Origin of the sequence: Oricola sp. (genome assembly GCF_022763245.1) — a bacterium.
Lineage (GTDB): Bacteria > Pseudomonadota > Alphaproteobacteria > Rhizobiales > Rhizobiaceae > Oricola.
Genome location: NZ_JALEGV010000040.1, coordinates 285,511 through 302,410 on the forward strand (window position 1 = coordinate 285,511; position 16,900 = coordinate 302,410).

The 16,900-nt window shown below is 63.3% G+C and carries 13 protein-coding genes and 1 tRNA gene; 4 read left to right on the top strand and 10 right to left on the bottom strand.

The window, feature by feature from the left end:
- From MRY80_RS18810 to MRY80_RS18840, 7 genes are all read right to left on the bottom strand, one after another.
- The gene (locus tag MRY80_RS18810; protein WP_293292602.1) at positions 1–1,185 is read right to left on the bottom strand and encodes a VWA domain-containing protein; all 1,185 of its coding nucleotides are present in this window, start codon (positions 1,183–1,185) and stop codon (positions 1–3) included.
- Positions 1,186–2,061 carry a MoxR family ATPase gene (locus tag MRY80_RS18815; RefSeq protein ID WP_293292603.1) on the bottom strand — a complete coding sequence of 292 codons (876 nt, stop codon included), beginning with the start codon at positions 2,059–2,061 and terminating at the stop codon, positions 1,186–1,188.
- Positions 2,062–2,119: 58 nt separating this feature from the next.
- The gene (locus MRY80_RS18820) at positions 2,120–4,540 is read right to left on the bottom strand and encodes an aerobic carbon-monoxide dehydrogenase large subunit (RefSeq protein WP_293292604.1); all 2,421 of its coding nucleotides are present in this window, start codon (positions 4,538–4,540) and stop codon (positions 2,120–2,122) included.
- Positions 4,537–5,028, bottom strand: a complete 492-nt coding sequence (locus tag MRY80_RS18825; protein ID WP_293292605.1) for a (2Fe-2S)-binding protein — start codon at positions 5,026–5,028, stop codon at positions 4,537–4,539. The genes MRY80_RS18820 and MRY80_RS18825 overlap by 4 nt, the downstream gene beginning before the upstream one ends.
- A 14-nt stretch (positions 5,029–5,042) precedes the next feature.
- The gene (locus MRY80_RS18830) at positions 5,043–5,897 is read right to left on the bottom strand and encodes a xanthine dehydrogenase family protein subunit M (RefSeq protein WP_293292606.1); all 855 of its coding nucleotides are present in this window, start codon (positions 5,895–5,897) and stop codon (positions 5,043–5,045) included.
- 275 nt (positions 5,898–6,172) lie between these two features.
- On the bottom strand, positions 6,173–7,330 hold the full coding sequence (locus MRY80_RS18835; RefSeq protein ID WP_293292607.1) for an MHYT domain-containing protein: 1,158 nt from the start codon (positions 7,328–7,330) through the stop codon (positions 6,173–6,175).
- Between the two features lie 200 nt (positions 7,331–7,530).
- Positions 7,531–9,897 (bottom strand): Wzz/FepE/Etk N-terminal domain-containing protein, encoded by a 2,367-nt coding sequence (locus tag MRY80_RS18840; RefSeq protein WP_293292608.1) that lies wholly within the window; start codon positions 9,895–9,897, stop codon positions 7,531–7,533.
- A 2-nt stretch (positions 9,898–9,899) separates the two neighbouring features.
- Here MRY80_RS18840 and MRY80_RS18845 point away from each other — a divergent pair, with 2 nt between their 5' ends.
- The 4 genes from MRY80_RS18845 to MRY80_RS18860 all read left to right on the top strand — a co-directional run bounded on the left by MRY80_RS18845 (position 9,900) and on the right by MRY80_RS18860 (position 14,510).
- A complete protein-coding gene (locus tag MRY80_RS18845; protein WP_293292609.1) occupies positions 9,900–10,475 on the top strand; it encodes a polysaccharide biosynthesis/export family protein in 576 nt (191 codons plus the stop codon).
- Positions 10,476–10,494: 19 nt separating this feature from the next.
- Positions 10,495–11,643 carry a glycosyltransferase family 4 protein gene (locus tag MRY80_RS18850; RefSeq protein ID WP_293292610.1) on the top strand — a complete coding sequence of 383 codons (1,149 nt, stop codon included), beginning with the start codon at positions 10,495–10,497 and terminating at the stop codon, positions 11,641–11,643.
- A 72-nt stretch (positions 11,644–11,715) separates the two neighbouring features.
- Entirely contained in the window at positions 11,716–13,254 is a 1,539-nt protein-coding gene (locus MRY80_RS18855) for an undecaprenyl-phosphate glucose phosphotransferase (RefSeq protein WP_293292611.1), read from the top strand.
- On the top strand, positions 13,251–14,510 hold the full coding sequence (locus MRY80_RS18860; protein ID WP_293292612.1) for a hypothetical protein: 1,260 nt from the start codon (positions 13,251–13,253) through the stop codon (positions 14,508–14,510). Before MRY80_RS18855 ends, MRY80_RS18860 begins: the two co-directional genes overlap by 4 nt.
- Before the next feature lie 3 nt (positions 14,511–14,513).
- Here the strand turns inward: MRY80_RS18860 and MRY80_RS18865 are convergent, their stop codons facing one another.
- From MRY80_RS18865 to glsA, 3 genes are all read right to left on the bottom strand, one after another.
- A complete protein-coding gene (locus tag MRY80_RS18865) occupies positions 14,514–14,759 on the bottom strand; it encodes a hypothetical protein (protein WP_293292613.1) in 246 nt (81 codons plus the stop codon).
- A 110-nt stretch (positions 14,760–14,869) separates the two neighbouring features.
- Positions 14,870–14,946: transfer RNA gene (locus tag MRY80_RS18870), tRNA-Pro, on the bottom strand.
- 82 nt (positions 14,947–15,028) lie between these two features.
- Positions 15,029–16,864 (bottom strand): glutaminase A, encoded by a 1,836-nt coding sequence (glsA, locus tag MRY80_RS18875; protein WP_293292614.1) that lies wholly within the window; start codon positions 16,862–16,864, stop codon positions 15,029–15,031.
- Positions 16,865–16,900 lie beyond the last annotated feature (36 nt).

Consider the following 16,900-nt stretch of genomic DNA (forward strand, 5'->3'; position numbering starts at 1 on the left):
TCAGATCCCGTTCAACCACGGCTCCAGCGCCGCGAGATCGTTGAGCGTGTTGGCCGCCGCGAAATGATCGAGATAAGGCAGCGCCGCCGCCATGCCGCGCGCCACCGGCTCGTAGCCTTCCCAGCCTTTCAGCGGGTTGAGCCAGACGATGCGCGCGCCACGCCGTTTCAGCCGCGCCAGCGCTTCCGCGATCATCTCCGGCGGGTCGGTGTCGTAGCCGTCGGAGAGGATGATGACGACCGAGCGCCCATTGACCGATTGCGCGGCATATTGCGCGTTGAACAGCTTCAGATTGGCGCCGATCTTCGTGCCGCCACCGAAACCCTGCGCCATGATCGAAAGCCGGTTGACTGCCCGCATCGTGTCACCGTCGCGCAACGCATCGGAAATGCGCACCAGTTGCGTATGGAACAGATATGCGTCGGTGCGGCTGTCCGCCGAGACCAGCCCTTTCAGGAAGGCCAGGAAGACACGGGCATGGACGGTCATCGAGCCGGAGACATCCAGCAGCGCGACGATATGCACCGGCCGGTCCGGTCTGGCCTTGCGGAACAGCTCGATCGGCTCGCCGCCCCGCTGCACGCTCTTGCGCAGGATCTTGCGCATGTCGAGCGCCTCGCCATGCAGCGCCGCCTTGCGCCGGCGCGAGCGCCGGTCGTGGATGCTTCTGGCGATCCGCTCGGCAACCCGTTCCGCCCGCTCCAGATCCTCCGGCGTCATCAGCTTGCGCAGGTCGGTCTTCTCGGTCGTCCGGATCCGGGAGGCGACGAGCCGGCCCGTCCCCGGCCGGCCCGTCTCCCCCGCTGACTCGTCATCGGGCGTATCGGCTTCGCCCGCCTCATCGCTCGCGCCCGAAGCCATCCGGTAGTTGCCGGCGCCCCTCGCCTGCATCTGGTGCGCGGAACTTGTCGTAGCCACGCTGTCGCGCCTGGCGCCGCGATTGCGCCAATAAGCGTCGAACAGATCGTTGAACCGCTCTTCCTGATCGGCGTCGCCGGCGCAAATGGCCTTCAGCGCAAGACGCACCTCGGCCATGTTCCCGGGATCGATCGCGCAAAGCGCGGCCAGCGCCGTCTCGGTTTCGCCGAGCCCGGCAGGGATGCCGTTCATCCTCAGATGCGCCATGAAGCCGGCGAGCCTGTCGGCCGGACCCGCGGCGCGTTCGGGAAAACGGGTAACCTGCATCTAGGCCGCCTTTCCGACGAGGCGTTGCTGCACCTCTTTCGGCACGGCTGCGCGGTCGCGTTCGGTCTTCAGCAGGCAGACCAACGTCGCCTGGGTCTGTTCCGGATCGTCTGCCAGATCGTTGACGCCGAGGCCGGCCAGCGCAGCAGCCCAGTCGAGCATCTCGGCGATACCCGGTTTCTTTTCGAGCTCCTCCTTGCGCAAGGCCTGCACGAAGCCGACGATCTGTTCCGCCAGCCGATCCTCAAGCGCCGGACACCTTTTGGCGAGGATCGCCATTTCGGTGCCCCGATCGGGATAATCGACATAATTGTAGAGGCAGCGCCGCCTGAGCGCGTCCGACAGGTCGCGCGCACCATTCGCCGTCAGGATCACATGCGGCCGCGACGTCGCCACGATGGTGCCGATCTCGGGAATTGTGATCTGGAAATCAGACAGGATTTCCAAAAGATAGGCTTCGAATTCCTCGTCCGCCCGGTCGATCTCGTCGATCAGCAGGACTGCGGGCTTCTCCTGCCTGATCGCTTCCAGCAACGGACGTTGCAGCAGGAACTTCTCCGAAAAGATATGATCCTCGACCTCGCCGGACGGCTTGTGCTCCTCCGCGCTGGCGCGGATCGACAGCAATTGCCGCTGGTAATTCCATTCGTAGATGGCGTGGCTGGCGTCCAGCCCCTCATAGCATTGCAGCCGGATCAGCTTCGTCGCCTGCAATTCTGCAAGCGTCTTGGCGATCTGGGTCTTGCCGACGCCGGCCGGACCTTCCAGCAACAGCGGCTTGCCCAGCGTCACCGCCAGGAAAAGCGCCATCGCCAGATCGTCGGACGCGACATAGCCCGTATCGGACAGGTCGGCCTGCAGTTTCTGCCAGGACATGGTCATAGCTCCGAAGACGTCCGGGCCGGGCCCGGACGCCATTGGTTCCGGCTCGCGCTCAGCCGTGCAGGCCGAGGTCGCGCGCAACCGTCCAGATGCGCCACTGGTCATGCGGCATGTGCGATTGCACGAGGCCGAACGCCCGGAACGCATCATGGACGGCGTTGGAGAAGGCCGGCACCGAGCCGACATTCGGGCTTTCACCCACACCCTTCGCGCCGATCGGGTGATGCGGGCTCGGCGTCACCGTGTGATCGGTCGTGTAATGCGGCGTCTCCCATGCCGTCGGCAGGAAGAAGTCCATCAGCGTGCCGGTCTTGACGTTGCCCATGTCATCATAGGCGATCTCCTGGCCCATCGCGATGGCGTAACCCTCGGTGGCGCCGCCATGCACCTGCCCCTCGATGATCATCGGGTTGATGCGGGTGCCGCAATCGTCCAGCGCATAGAACTGCCGGATTTCGTGCTCGCCCGTATCGGCGTCGATTTCCATGACGCAGATATAGGCGCCGAAGGGATAGGTCATGTTCGGCGGATCGTAATAGCTCACCGCTTCCAGACCCGGCTCGACGCCCGGGATCGCCTGGTTGTAGGAGGCGAACGCGATCTCCTTCATGGTCTTGAAGCGCTCGGGGGCGCCCTTGACCACGAACCGGTCGACATCCCACTCCACGTCGTCGTCATGCACTTCGAGGAGGTAAGCGGCGATCATCTGCGCCTTCGCTCGGATCTTGCGGCCGGCCATGGCCGTGGCTGCGCCGGCGACCGGCGTCGAACGAGACCCGTATGTGCCGAGACCGTAAGGCGCGGTATCGGTGTCGCCTTCCTCGATGGTGATGTCGTCGGCCGGAAGACCGATCTCGGAGGCTAGAATCTGCGCGAATGTCGTCGCATGCCCCTGCCCCTGGCTGATCGTGCCGAGCCGGGCGATCGCCGAACCCGTCGGATGGATGCGGATTTCGCAGCTGTCGAACATGCCGAGACCGAGAATGTCGCAATTCTTGACCGGACCCGCACCGACGATTTCGGTGAAATGCGTCAGCCCTATGCCGAGCAGCTTACGTGTTTCACCGCGCTTGAACGCCTCGACCCGTTCGGCCTGCTCCTTGCGTAGCCCGTCATAGTCGACGGCCTTCAGGGCCTTTTCCCAGGCGGTGTGATAGTCACCCGAGTCATATTCCCAGCCGAGCGCCGACTGATACGGGAACTGGTCCTTGCGGATGAAGTTCTTGGCCCGAAGCTCCGCGGCGTCCATCCCGAGCTTGATGGCGAGAACTTCGATCATCCGCTCGATGAAATAGGCGGCTTCGGTCACCCGGAACGAGCAGCGATAAGCGACTCCGCCCGGCGCCTTGTTGGTGTAGACGCCGTCGACCGCCAGATAGGCCGTCGGGATGTCGTAGGATCCGGTGCAGATATTCATGAAGCCGGCCGGGAACTTCGACGGGTCGGCACAGGCGTCGAACGCGCCGTGATCCGCCGTGGTGTGACACCACAGACCGGTGATCTTGCCGTCCTTGGTCGCCGAGATCTTGCCCTGCATCCAGTAGTCGCGGGCAAAGGCCGTGGCCATCAGGTTTTCCATCCGGTCCTCGATCCACTTCACCGGCACGCCGGTGACGATGGATGCGACGATAGAGCAGATATAGCCCGGATAGACGCCGACCTTGTTGCCGAATCCGCCGCCGATATCCGGCGAGATGATGCGGATATTGTGCTCGGCGATGCCCGAGATCAGCGACGCCACCGTGCGCACGGCATGCGGTGCCTGGAAAGTGCCGTGGACGGTCAGCTTGCCGTTGACCTTGTCCATCGAGGCGACGCAGCCGCAGGTTTCCAGCGGACACGGATGCGTCCGGTGGTAATAGATCATCTCCTCGGCCACGACGTCCGCCGAGCCGAGAACGCTCTCTGTCGCGTCCTTGTCTCCCTGTTCCCAGGTGAAGATGTGGTTGTGATGCCGGCGCGCGCCATGCGCACCCTCCATCTTGCCTTCCAGATCCTCGCGCAGCACCGGCGCGTCGTCGGCCTGCGCCTTGAACGGATCGACGACGACCGGAAGCTCTTCGTATTCGACTTCGACCAGTTCCACCGCATCGGCGGCGATATAGCGGTCCTCGGCGACGACGAAGGCGACTTCCTGCCCCTGGAACAGCACCTTGCCGTCGGCAAGAACCATCTGCTTGTCGCCGGCCAGCGTCGGCATCCAGTGCAGGTTGAGCGGCGCCAGATCGGCCGCCGTCAGCACTGCGACGACGCCCGGAAGCGCCTTCGCCTTGTCGGCATTGATCGACTTGACCCGAGCATGCGCATAGGGGGAGCGAACGAAATCGCCGAACAGCATGCCCGGCAGCTTCAGATCGTCGACATAATTGCCCTTGCCCTGGGTGAAACGCGCATCCTCGACGCGCTTTCGCGACGAACCAAGGCCCTTGAGCGCTTCCGCGCGTTCGGTTTTCGGGGGTGTCATCTCGTTCATTGTGCTGCCTCCTTCGCGGCATTCATTTCAGCCGCGGCGGCGAGGATCGCCTTGACGATGTTCTGATAGCCCGTGCAGCGGCAAAGATTGCCGGCCATGCCGAAACGGACCTCCTCTTCGGTCGGATCCGGATTTTCCTGCAGGAAGCGGTAGGCCCGGGTGATCATGCCCGGCGTGCAGAAACCGCACTGCAAGCCGTGATGCTCCTTGAACATCTGCTGCAGCACATGCAGCCCGTCCGGATTGCCCAACCCCTCGATCGTGGTGATGTTTGCGCCGTTCGCCTGGGCGGCGAAGACGGTGCAGGACTTGACCGACTTGCCGTCCATGTCGACCGTGCAGGCGCCGCAATGCGAGGTCTCGCAGCCGATATGCGGGCCGGTGATCCCCAGTTCCTCGCGCAACACATGGATCAGCAATTCGCGCGGCTCGGCCAGCAGTTCATGCTGCTTGCCGTTGACCGTCACCTTGATATGCATCTTGCCCATTGAATTCCTCCCGATCAGGCGCGCGACGCGGCGCGCTCGATTGCCCGGCGCAAAACAACGCCGGCGACATGTTTCTTGAAATCGACCGGACCGCGATTGTCCTCCTGCGGATCGATCGCCCCGGTCATGGCCGCGACGGCGGCATCGACGGCCGCCTTGTCGAGGCTCGTGCCGACGAGCGCCTCCGCGGCAGCCTCGCACCAGACCGGCGTGTCGGACAGATTGGTCATCGCGATCGAAGCCGACGAACAGGTGCCCCCGTCCTTGGCGATCAGCACGGCCGCGGCGGCCGTCGCGTAGTCGCCGATCTTCCGCTTCTGCTTCTCATAGGCGTAACCGCCTTTCGGCGCGGTGAAGCGGATCGAGACCAGCAGCTCGTCGTCGCTGCGAGCGGTGAAATAGGCCGCCTCGTAGAAATCGCGTGCCTGGACGTCGCGCTTTCCCTCCGGGCCGACAAGGACATAGGTCGCGTCGAGGCATTGCATCAGGCCGGGCATGTCGTTTCCGGGGTCGCCATTGGCGACGTTGCCGCCGATCGTGCCGACATAACGGACCTGAGGATCGGCGATCTGCAACGCCGCCTCGCGGATGATCGGTGCCGCCTGGGCGAGCGCCTCGCTTGCGATCAGTTCGTGCTGTGTCGCCATCGCACCGATCGTGACCGTGCCTCCATCGACCTTGATCCCCTTCAGATCGGTGATGCCCTGCAAGTCCACGAGATGTTGAACCTCCGCCATACGCAATTTCATCATGGGGATCAGGCTGTGACCGCCCGCAATCGCGCGTGCCTCGTCACCGTGCTCGGCGAGCAGCGCCACCGCCGCCTCGACGGAGTCCGGCCGGTGGTAATCAAATGTACCAGGTATCATGCATATCCTCCCGCTGCGGATCGTGCCGGAGCGTTCCGGCGTCCGCGTGATCGGGAAGATACGAGGCGATCCGACGCAGGCGACCGCAAAGACATGGCGGGCGCAGTTCGTTTCACGAGATGCGAATAGGCTGCACGAACTGCGACAGACGGGGTTAGAGGCTCGGTCCCGTTCCCTGCGAAGATGTGGGGTCAGAAAATGTCAGCATGCAGGATGAGCCCTCGCTCACGCGCACGCCAGGGACAACCGCAAATCTTGTCACTGTATAGATGTCGCTAAAGGCCGAGCGCCTCACGCACGCCCGCGACATTGCCGCGGCTGACCGGCGCGAATTTCAGCGACTGGACGCCGTCAAAGTGGCAGGAGCCGCTGTCCTTGTGGCGCTCGAATGCCGTGACCTGGTGGATGTTGACCAGGTAACTGCGGTGCGTGCGAAGAAAGAGCGAATCGGGCAGACGCCTTTCCGCTTCAGAGATCGACCAGGGGCAGAAAAGCTTTTCCTCGCGGGTGTAGAGTACCGTGTAATGGCCCTCGGCGCGCAGGGCGATCACCTGATCGGCGGGAACGAAGCAGGTCAACTTGTCGCGCTCATAGGGGATGCGTGGCGCGTCGCCATGCGGGGCGAAGGCCGCGGACAGCGCCTCTTCGGGCAGTGGTTCCTCGCCGCCCTCGAGCGTACCCGCGAAGGTGTCGGCTGTTCCATTCGCCGTGGCTGCCTGTCCGATTCCTGAGAAGACGTAGTTGGTCGATACGAGAAGAAACGTGCCGCAAATGACGAAAGCCGAGAACATGACCAGCAGCGCAAGCGTGCCGTTCTCGATCAGCGGCGTGATGCCCGCCGCGCCGCCCGACGTCTCGAACGAAGTCCAGGCAATCGCCACGAAGTGCACGACGACGACGGATGAGCCGAAGATCATCGTGCTGGCCAGGATATGGGCGGTGTCCCGCTTGGCGTAGGCAACGCCGACGGCGACAATACCCATGATCGTCGCGCCGACGATCGCCAGAACCACGCCGATCGGTTCGTAGAGCGCAAGACAGCCCCGGATCGCGGACATGCCTACATAATGCATGACGACGATCCCATTGCCCAGAATCACCCCGGCGGCGACCTGGCTGATCCAGGTGCGTGGCGCGAAGTGCATGATCAGCAGCGCGGTGCCTGCCATCAGGATCGCGATCAGAGCAGAGCCGAGCGTATAGAGCGCGTCATAGTCGATCGGCAGCGGAAACCGCATCGCGAGAATCGCGACAAAGTGCATCGACCAGATGCCGCCCCCGAGCGCGAGCGACGCCATGACGATCTGCACCTTGCGCCGGCCTTCCGGCAGAGCGGAGATGCCCTTCGTCAGGGTCAGCCCGGTAAACGAGGCCATCAGCGATACAAGGACGGACGCCGCTATCAGCAGGTAGTCGTAAGTGGGAACTATCATGAGAGTTCCGTGCAGGCTCCTCCAATCCAACACAGACTTCATCCAATGTAATGCGACGCGCGACGTTCTGCCACCCTCTGACGAGAGGCAAGCTCTTCAATTCTCAAGGGCAGCAGATCGCGAACGGAGGTCGTTCGGCGGCACAGTACGGATCGTGTCAGACGGGTCTGAACGCGCGCAGCGGCAGCGTCTGCATCCGCCTATCGGGCATAGGCCCGGTAGGCCTGGGGTGCGATAGCGGCCTCGTCGGCGATGTCTGCCGTGACCAGAAGAATGTCCTCATAGCCACCCTCGACGAGGTTCTCGGCCGCTTCGACGATCTCCGGGGCGGCGGGGTCGAACACGCTCAGCACGATCTGGCCGGCTTCGCCGACGAGTCGGTTCAACGCATCCGCATTGGTCGGCCCGCATTCGACGATCACGATGTCATAGGCCGAGACCAGCGCGTCGAGGATGATCGGCAAGCGGTCGATTGCCTTCATCGCTTCCTCTGCGTCGGCCGTGCCTGTCGGGATGACATGGGCGCCCGTCGCGAAATCCGGATAGATGACCTCTGCATAGGACGCGGAAGCGGCGAGCAGGTCCGTGATGCCCTGCCGGTCGAGATCGTGCAGCATGCGCCGGGTCGCGGCGCCGGAAACCGTGAGATCGACGAGCACCGTGCGAAGTCCCTCGCCGGCCAACCGGCGCGCTAGGGCAACCGAAGCGGCTGCACCCGCATCGCCTTCCGGCGATATCATGATCGCACGGTCCGAGCCGCTTTCCGTCAGGTGGGCCGCAAGCGCATCCACGCCGTAATTGTCATCGAAACCCTGTTCCGATGTTGACGTGTCGGTGAACCGTCGCTCGGCATGCCCGATGCCGTGTTCGGAAGGCCAGTTCTGCACCGTTCTCGGGGGGACTGCCGAAACAACGGGATGCGACATCGCAACCTGCTGGGCCGGTGCCGGCACGGCCGCGGAGACGAAAGCGCGGCCCGAGAACAGCTCACGCATCAAGGTCGCGAGAATCATCACGATAAGTGAGACGAACGCGGCTGCAGCCAGCATCGGGACCATCTTGGGAAACGAAGCCTCCACGGGAACGACAGCGCTTGAAATGAGCCGTGCGCCGGCGGGCGCGTATTGCCCCTCGTCGCGAGACTGCGCCTCGCGGTAGCGGACAAGGTAGTTTTCCAGCAAGGCGCGCTGCGAAGCGGCCTCGCGTTCGAGCGCGCGCAACTCGACTTCATTGTCGCCGGCATTGGCAGAGGCCGCCTTGAGCTGGCCGATATCGGCCACCAACTCCTGCTCACGCGCCCGCTCGATTTCGGCCTCGTTCTCCAGCCCGGAGAGGATCTTGCGCGCCTCCGTTCGGATCTGGCTCGAGAGGTTCTGCAGTTGCGATTGCAGCCCCTGTATGCGGGGATGACCAGGCAACAGGGTCGCCGACAGATCGGCGATCTGCGCCTCCAACGCGATTTCACGCTCGCGCAGGCGGCCGATCAGTTCGGACTGCACGATGTCCGACAGCGAATCGATCGACGCGCCGCGATTGAGGGCTGCCTTCACATTGCGGGCACGCGCCTCGGCACTGGCGCGCTCAGCGCGGATTCGCGACAACTCGGTGGTGAGCTCACCCAATTGCTGAGTGGCCAGCACGGAGCTGTTCTGGCCGATCAGCAGGTCGGAACTGGCGCGAAAGCTCGCGACGGCGGCTTCGGCCTCGCGGACGCTCTTCTGAAGATCGGAAACTTCCTCCGCAAGATAGCTCGCGGCCTTGCCGGTGGTGTCGAGCTGCGCACGGCTCTGCAACGCCAGGTAGGCTTCGGCCAGCGCATTGGGCACTTTCGCCGCCAATACCGGGTCCTGCGAACGGAATTCGATGACGATGACGCGCGACTTGGCGATGGGATAGACGGTCAGGCGCTCGCGCAACCCGTGGAGAACGCGCTTCTCGGCCGACAACAATGACGGATCCTCGACCAGCCCAAGCGCGACCAGTCCCGCCTTCAAGCTGGACATGGACCCGACAGGATTGAACTCGTCATTCTGTTCGAGCTTCAGATCCTGCGCAACCTGCGCCAGAAGATCGCTTGACGTAAGGATCTCGACCTGGCTGGCAACCCCTTCCGGGTCCAGCAAGGCAGCATTGTCTGCCGAAGCGTTCTGCTCGTTCTGCGGCCGGGTGAAGATGGACTCGCCGGACTCGATGAGGATGCGCGCGTCGGAACGGTATTGAGGCGTCGCCATGGAGAGCGCGGCGAATGCCAGCCCGGTCAGGACGATGACGCCCAGCACGATACGCAGCTTGTCCCGCCACAATGCCGCGAACAACCGGCCGATATCGATGTCGGCATCCTGCGCTGCGTAATCCATTCGCGACATGAAACTCTCCGATACTCCAAACACGCAGGACGACAGTAAAGGAACATGGTTTCTTCCCGGTAAATGACCGCGTAACGCTTTGTTCAGTACGCGGAACCCCGGATACCCGGGCAAAAGCGCGCCTGCTTTACCAGCCATTAACCCTAACAGACGGATAACGACGCCATGGCGGCACACTGCCAAGGCACTTTGAGGTTGCATCGATGTTTCGGCCGAAACGCAAAGGATCCGCTCTCGCAGCAGCGCTCGTCGTGACGGCGGCGCTCGTCGGCTGCTCGGGCTACAGACCTGCTCCGGCCGCCTTTCACGAAGCGATCAACCAGCCCTACATGCTGGACGCCGGCGACCGGATCCGCATCACCGTGTTCGACCAGGCCGACCTCACGAACTCCTATTCCGTCGATCAGTCCGGCTATATCGCCTTCCCGCTCATCGGCGCGGTCCCGGCACGCGGCAGGACAGTGCAGCAGTTGGAGGGCGAGATCGCCGCCAAGCTGCGCAACGGCTTTCTACGCAATCCCGACGTCTCCATCGAAGTGGACCAGTACAGGTCGATCTTCGTGATGGGTGAAGTCGGCGCCGCCGGACAATACGCCTACACGCCCGGCATGACCGTACAGAACGCGATCGCAGCCGCCGGCGGGTTCTCCGCACGCGCCAACCAGGCGAATGTGGACATCACCCGCAAGATCAACGGCCGGGTGATCACCGGACGCGTCGTCATCAGCGACCCGTTGATGGCCGGCGACACGATCTTCGTTCGCGAACGACTGTTCTAGCAGGCGGACCAGGCGAAAGATGGCCAATGGCGATCCCCTTCGCATCGTTCACGTCCTGCGCGCTCCCATGGGCGGCCTCTTCCGCCATGTCAGCGACCTTGCTCTCGCCCATCAGGACAGGGGGCATCAGGTTGGCGTCATTTGCGACATCGCCGGCTCGCCGGGCTACAACGAGACGATGGCAAGCGAGCTGTCGGAACGGTTGGCTCTGGGCTTGCATCGCACGCATATGCGCCGCTCGGTCGGCCCGGGCGATGTCGCTGATGCACTCAAGGTCCTCAGGATCATCAAGGAATTGCAGCCCGACGTCCTTCACGGACACGGCGCCAAGGGCGGTGTCTTCGCCCGTGCGCTGGGCTCACTGTCACGGGTTGAAAGGTCTCGCGTCGCCCGTCTCTATTCGCCGCATGGCGGCAGCCTGCATTATGCGCCGGAAAGCCGGTCCGGCAGGCTCTATTTCCGGATCGAGCGCATTCTGGAACGCCTGACGGACCAGATCCTGTTCGTCGCGGACTACGAGCAACAGACCTACGCGCGCAAGATCGGCGCACCGAGTTGCCCCTGGACCGTGAACTACAATGGCTTGCGGCCGGCAGAGTTCGAACCGGTCAAGCCGAGCGACGGTGCGGCCGACTTCCTGTTTCTGGGCGAATTGCGCCTTCTGAAGGGTCCCGACCTGCTGCTGCATGCGCTCGCCACCCTGCGCGCGTCCGGGCGAAGTGCCGTTCACGCGGTCTTCGTTGGCGACGGGCCCGATGCAGCGGCGATCCGTACGCTCGCCGAAGACCTCGAACTTCAGGACAATGTCGCGTTTCACCCGCCTATGCCGGCCCGTGACGCCTTCGCGCTGGCCCGCTGTTTCGTCATGCCGTCGCGTGCCGAAGCCCTGCCCTATGTGGTGCTCGAAGCGCTTGCCGCCGGCATGCCGGTGATCGCGACACGCGTCGGCGGCATCCCGGAGATCTTCGGCAAGGACAATCCGTCTCTGGTCTCACCGGATTCCAACGAACTGTCACGACAGATGTGCGTTGCCCTGGACGAACCGCACACGCTGAAAGACTGGATGCCCTCCCAGGGCGATATGCGCGGCCGGTTCTCAGTCGATGTGATGGCCGCGAACGCCCTGCACGCCTATCGCGAGGCCCTCGCGTCGCGCCGACACGGCTAACTGAAGCGGTTTCATCAAACGTTTCTTAGGGGCTTTGTGCCTATACGAGCGCAAACAATCGTGTTGGCGCCCATGAACGAGATCGATCACCGCCTGCAATTGTCGAGCCAGGCGATCCGTGACTATCAGACCGGCGAACGGCCGAGTGCGCAGGAGTCGCAACTCGACCCGCTCGTTGAACGCATTGCCGCGGAATATCAGGGCGACACCGTTTCGCCCGCGATGGTGAGCGGGCTTCTGCGAATCGGCGAGTTCCTCGGACTGGCCGCGATCGGCGCCGCGATCATGATCAGCTATGTCGGGTTCGATCCCGATCTGGCCTTGATCTATTCGGCCGCCATCTTCGGTGGCAGCCTGCTCTTCGTCGTCCTCAACGAGACCGGCGGCGGCTATGCCGTACGGGCTCTGCGCAAACCGATGAAATGGTTTCCGCGTGTCATCATCGCCTGGGCAACGACGTTCGCCCTGCTCGCCGTCACCGGCTTCATGCTGAAGATTTCGTACGAGTTCAGCCGTGTGTGGAGCGCCTCCTGGTTCCTGAGCGGCCTGCTGTTCCTGCTATCGACGCGGCTCCTGCTGTCGCTGCGCATTCGTCGCTGGGCACGCGACGGCACGATGGAGCGGCGCGCGGTGATAGTCGGCGGCGGCAAGCCGGCCGAAAAACTCATTCGCGCGCTGGAAAAGAACCACGACAACGACATTCGCATCTGCGGTATCTTCGACGATCGCGACGACTTGCGATCTCCGCCCGTTGTCGCCGGATATCCGAAGCTGGGCAACATCTCCGAACTCGTGACGTTCACGCGCCGCGCCCATATCGACATGCTGATCGTGTCCCTGCCGCTCGACGCAGAGGACCGCGTTCTAGCCATGTTGAAGAAGCTCTGGGTGCTGCCCGTCGATATTCGCCTGTCAGCCCACTCCAACAAGCTGCGCTTCCGATCACGGGCCTATTCCTTCATTGGGTCTGTGCCGATGCTCGACGTCCTTGACCGTCCGATCCGTGACTGGGACTCCGTCGCCAAGCGCGCCTTCGACATCGTTTTCTCGTCGTTCGCCATCGTCGCGTTCTCGCCGATCATGCTGGCGACCGCGATCGCCATCAAGCTCGACAGCAAGGGTCCGGTCATCTTCAAGCAGAAGCGCCACGGCTTCAACAACGAGGTGATCGAGGTCTTCAAGTTCCGCTCGATGTACACGGATCAATGCGATCCGACGGCCCGGGCTCTCGTCACCAAGGGAGATCCGCGCGTGACCAGGGTCGGCCGCATTATCCGCAAGACGTCGATCGACGAATTGCCGCAGTTCTTCAACGTCCTGCGGGGCGAGTTGTCTCTGGTCGGCCCCCGCCCGCACGCCATGGGCGCGCAAGCGGCCAACGGGCTTTATGGCGAGGTCGTGGACGGCTATTTCGCCCGCCACCGCGTCAAGCCGGGCGTCACGGGATGGGCGCAGATCAATGGCTGGCGTGGCGAGACCGATACCGACGACAAGATCCGCCACCGCACCGATTTCGACCTCTACTACATCGAGAACTGGTCGATCTGGCTCGATCTGAAGATCCTGTTTCTGACGCCCTTCCGCCTGCTCTCGACGGAAAACGCCTATTGACCGACGCCGCCCTCGCGCCATCGAACGCGTCCGTCAATCGCGCTCTCGGGGCCATGGTTGCGGGAAGCGCGATCTGGGTCGGTGTCTTCCTCTCCGGCTTCGTGCTTCACGAGCCTGCGCCCTATGAACTCTACATGGCGGGACTGATCGGCGCATGGGCGCTGACGGGCCTTCTGACGATTCCGCGCAGCGTGATCTTCCCGCTGACCCTCCTGCTCGTCTTCAACATCGGCGGGGTGATTGCGGTCACTCAACTGGCGGAGTGGGGCGACGCGCCGCTCTACATGGCGAGTTCGCTGTTCCTGGCGCTGAGCGCCGTTTTCTTCGCGAGCGTGATCGCAGCGGATTCGCGGCGCCTTTCACTGGTCTTCAACGCTTGGACGATCGCGGCGCTGCTGACTGGCGGAGCGGCGATCATCGGCTATTTCGACCTTGTGCCCGGCACGCAGCAATTCACGCTTTACGGACGCGCGAAGGGTCTGTTCGAGGACCCGAACGTCTTCGCGCCCTACCTCCTGATGCCGACGCTCTTCGCCATACACGGCGTATTGACTCGCCCTGCACGCCAGATGATCCCATCAGCCGCGATCGCAGTCGTGCTCTCGATCGCGCTGTTCCTGTCGTTCTCGCGCGCCGGGTGGGGATTGCTCGCAATGGGCAGCATGTTGCTGGTCGTCGCCCTCTTCCTCAACAGCAGTTCCAGCCGCTTCCGTTTGCGGATCCTGATCCTTTCCATCTTCGCGATCGCCGGGATTGTCGCCGCGCTGATCGTGGTTCTGCAGATCGACGCGGTACGCGCGCTGTTCCTGGAACGCGCCCAGCTTCTGCAGGATTACGACGCCGGCCATATGGGCCGGTTCGAGCGTCACCTGATGGGCTACATGCAGGCGACCGAGACGCCGCTCGGCATCGGACCCGGGCAGTTCGCCCGCATCTATGGCGAGGACCCGCACAACATCTGGCTGAAATCGCTGTTCGCCTATTCGTGGCTCGGTTTCGCAGCCTATGTGACGCTGGTCATCGTGACACTTGCCGGCGGGTTCCGGATTCTGTTCCGCGACCGACCGTGGCAGCCCTATCTGCTGTGCGCCTATATCGCCTTCTTCGGACATGTGGCGATCGGCAATGTCATCGACACCGACCACTGGCGCCATTTCTACCTGCTGCTGGGCATCGTCTGGGGCTGCATCGCACTGGAGGCGAAGCACATGCGCGCCGTCGAACCAACGGCGCGCCCGTTGGCGCAGTTGGTATGAGGCTCAGCGCAGGGCCGTCTTCCCGGCCCTTGCATGCGGCACCAAACCGCCAGGCGCCACCCGCACGGCGGTGCAGTTGCGGCTGACCCAGGACATGTTGTGGCCTTCAGGGCTCTCGGGGCAGTCCACATCCGTGGGCTTGCCGGCGAAGACGACGGTGTAGACCTTCGCGAAGGCCGGGGCGGTCGCTGCACCTACAGTCATCGCGGCGACGGTCATGGCGACAAATGCTTTTGGAAACTGTTTCATGGCGTGTTCTCCCTTGTTGTCCAGATACTGGCGATGCCGACCTGAACGCGGAATGAACGCCCGACCGCACCCGAGGTGGCGGTGACTGCACAGTCAAAGAAGGAGAAAAATGGTCGGAGCGGCGGGATTCGAACCCACGACCCCTTGACCCCCAGTCAAGTGCGCTACCGGGCTGCGCTACGCTCCGAACCGCGCAAAGCCCTAGATTATCGGGCAAAGCGTGGCAAGCGGTAATTCCGCCCTATTCCAATTTCCCACCTGCAAGGCGCCTATTGCAGCGCGCGGATCTCGTCATTGGCCAATCTCAGGCGATCCGACATGATGCGGACGAGATTGCCCAGGATCGTGGTCATGATCGTCGGCGAATCGACGCTGATCTCGCGAATGCCGTCGACCGAGAATCCGTAGCAGATGACCGGCACGTCGGCGATCACGTCGGCAGAGCGCTTGCCGCCATCCAGCAAAGCCATCTCCCCGAAGGGACCTCCCTGCCCGACCGAACCGATGCGGCGTGGCCGGCGCCCGTCCACATTGACCCAGATGCTGACAGATCCGCGCCCGACGACGAAGAAGATGCGGGCGTCGTCGCCCTCGTTGATGATCTTCTGCCCGGCATCGAACTGGAACGTCGTCACCGCGGCGGACAGGGTCCGCAGGTCGTCGCTGGAAAGCCCGTTGAAGATGTCGATCTCGTCAAGCGGGATGATGCGGTCGTTGCGACGCATTTCCGCTTCCTCAAGGATCGCGTCCTCGAACTGCTCGATCGCGATGTCGGTGTCGTCGAGCCGGCTGAAACCCGTTTCCGGACAGACACGCTCGTCAAGCGCGCGGCGCAGCCGCTCGAGCTCGGGGTTCTCGGACAACTCGGTGAATATGAGCTCGCAGTTCCTGCCGGACAGCGCCCTCGCCGTCTGGCAGATCAGTTCGATCGCCGTGCGGTCCGCATAGGCGACCCGCTTCATGTCGACGACGATCGTCTTGCCGTCCTGCGCAATCTCCGTCAGCCGGCGCAGGAAGTTCTCGGCGGAGCCGAAGAACAGTGCGCCCTGGACCTCGATGACGTTCAGGCGTTCACCGAACTTGGCGAGGAACTCGCGCTCGGCGGCGGAGCGAACGCGCTTCGAGGGTACAGCGCCGGTGTATTCGCGGCGGATCACCGAATGCACATCCGTGCGGCCGTCAAACAGGTGCAGGCTGAAATCATGCGACAGCTTCTTGCAGGCCTCGACGCCGCGCACGCTGTTGCCGACGCGATCCAGAGGCGGAGAATAGACCGCAACGCCGAGCTGGCCCGGGATGACCGCGATGACGCCGCCGGACACGCCGCTCTTGGCCGGGAAACCCACGTCATAGGCCCATTGGCCGGCATAATCATACATGCCGCAGGTGCTCATGACCGTGAGCACGTCACGGACATTGTCGACCGCCAGCACCCGTTCGCGGGTCAGCGGGTTGACGCCCTGCGCCGCCAGGGTCGCCGCCATGACTGCCATGTCCTTGCAATCGACGCTGAGCGAGCACTGACGAAAATACAGGTCGAGCACGTCCTCCGGATCGCGCTCCAGCATGCCGGTGTTCAGCATCATGTAGGCGATGGCGCGGTTGCGGTGACCCGTCGCCTGTTCGGAGCGGAAGACGGACTCGTCAATGTCCAGTTCGCGCCCGGCGAACCGACTGAACCAATCGACCATCTCCGTGAGCCGGCGCTCGGGCGTGTCGCCCTCGACCAATTCGGTAACGGCGATGGCTCCGGCATTGACCATCGGATTGAAGGGACGATTGGTGAGTTCGTCGAGAACGATGGAGTTGAAGGACTCGCCGGTGGGTTCCACGCCGACCTTCTTCTGCACCTTTTCCTGTCCGTGCTGCTGAAGCGCGTACCCGTAGATGAACGGCTTCGACATCGACTGGATCGTGAAGCGGATATCCACGTCGCCCGCCGTGTAGACCTGACCATCGACAGTCGCGATGCAAATGCCGAAGGATGACGGGTCTGCCAGGCCCAGTTCGGGGATGTAGGTGGCGATTTCGCCTTGAGTGTTGTTGTGGAGCGTCTTGTACAGCGTTGCCAGATAGTCGCTGATTGGCGAGACCGCTGATGCCATGCAAATTGCCCTCAATCGTCCATGAAGTTCATGCCG

Coding starts and splice junctions, on each gene's coding strand:
- MRY80_RS18810 (WP_293292602.1), bottom strand. CDS start 1,185: ATGCAGGTTACCCGTTTTCCCGAACGCGCCGCGGGTCCGGCCGACAGG.
- MRY80_RS18815 (WP_293292603.1), bottom strand. CDS start 2,061: ATGTCCTGGCAGAAACTGCAGGCCGACCTGTCCGATACGGGCTATGTC.
- MRY80_RS18820 (WP_293292604.1), bottom strand. CDS start 4,540: ATGAACGAGATGACACCCCCGAAAACCGAACGCGCGGAAGCGCTCAAG.
- MRY80_RS18825 (WP_293292605.1), bottom strand. CDS start 5,028: ATGGGCAAGATGCATATCAAGGTGACGGTCAACGGCAAGCAGCATGAA.
- MRY80_RS18830 (WP_293292606.1), bottom strand. CDS start 5,897: ATGATACCTGGTACATTTGATTACCACCGGCCGGACTCCGTCGAGGCG.
- MRY80_RS18835 (WP_293292607.1), bottom strand. CDS start 7,330: ATGATAGTTCCCACTTACGACTACCTGCTGATAGCGGCGTCCGTCCTT.
- MRY80_RS18840 (WP_293292608.1), bottom strand. CDS start 9,897: ATGCAACCTCAAAGTGCCTTGGCAGTGTGCCGCCATGGCGTCGTTATC.
- MRY80_RS18845 (WP_293292609.1), top strand. CDS start 9,900: ATGTTTCGGCCGAAACGCAAAGGATCCGCTCTCGCAGCAGCGCTCGTC.
- MRY80_RS18850 (WP_293292610.1), top strand. CDS start 10,495: ATGGCCAATGGCGATCCCCTTCGCATCGTTCACGTCCTGCGCGCTCCC.
- MRY80_RS18855 (WP_293292611.1), top strand. CDS start 11,716: ATGAACGAGATCGATCACCGCCTGCAATTGTCGAGCCAGGCGATCCGT.
- MRY80_RS18865 (WP_293292613.1), bottom strand. CDS start 14,759: ATGAAACAGTTTCCAAAAGCATTTGTCGCCATGACCGTCGCCGCGATG.
- glsA (WP_293292614.1), bottom strand. CDS start 16,864: ATGGCATCAGCGGTCTCGCCAATCAGCGACTATCTGGCAACGCTGTAC.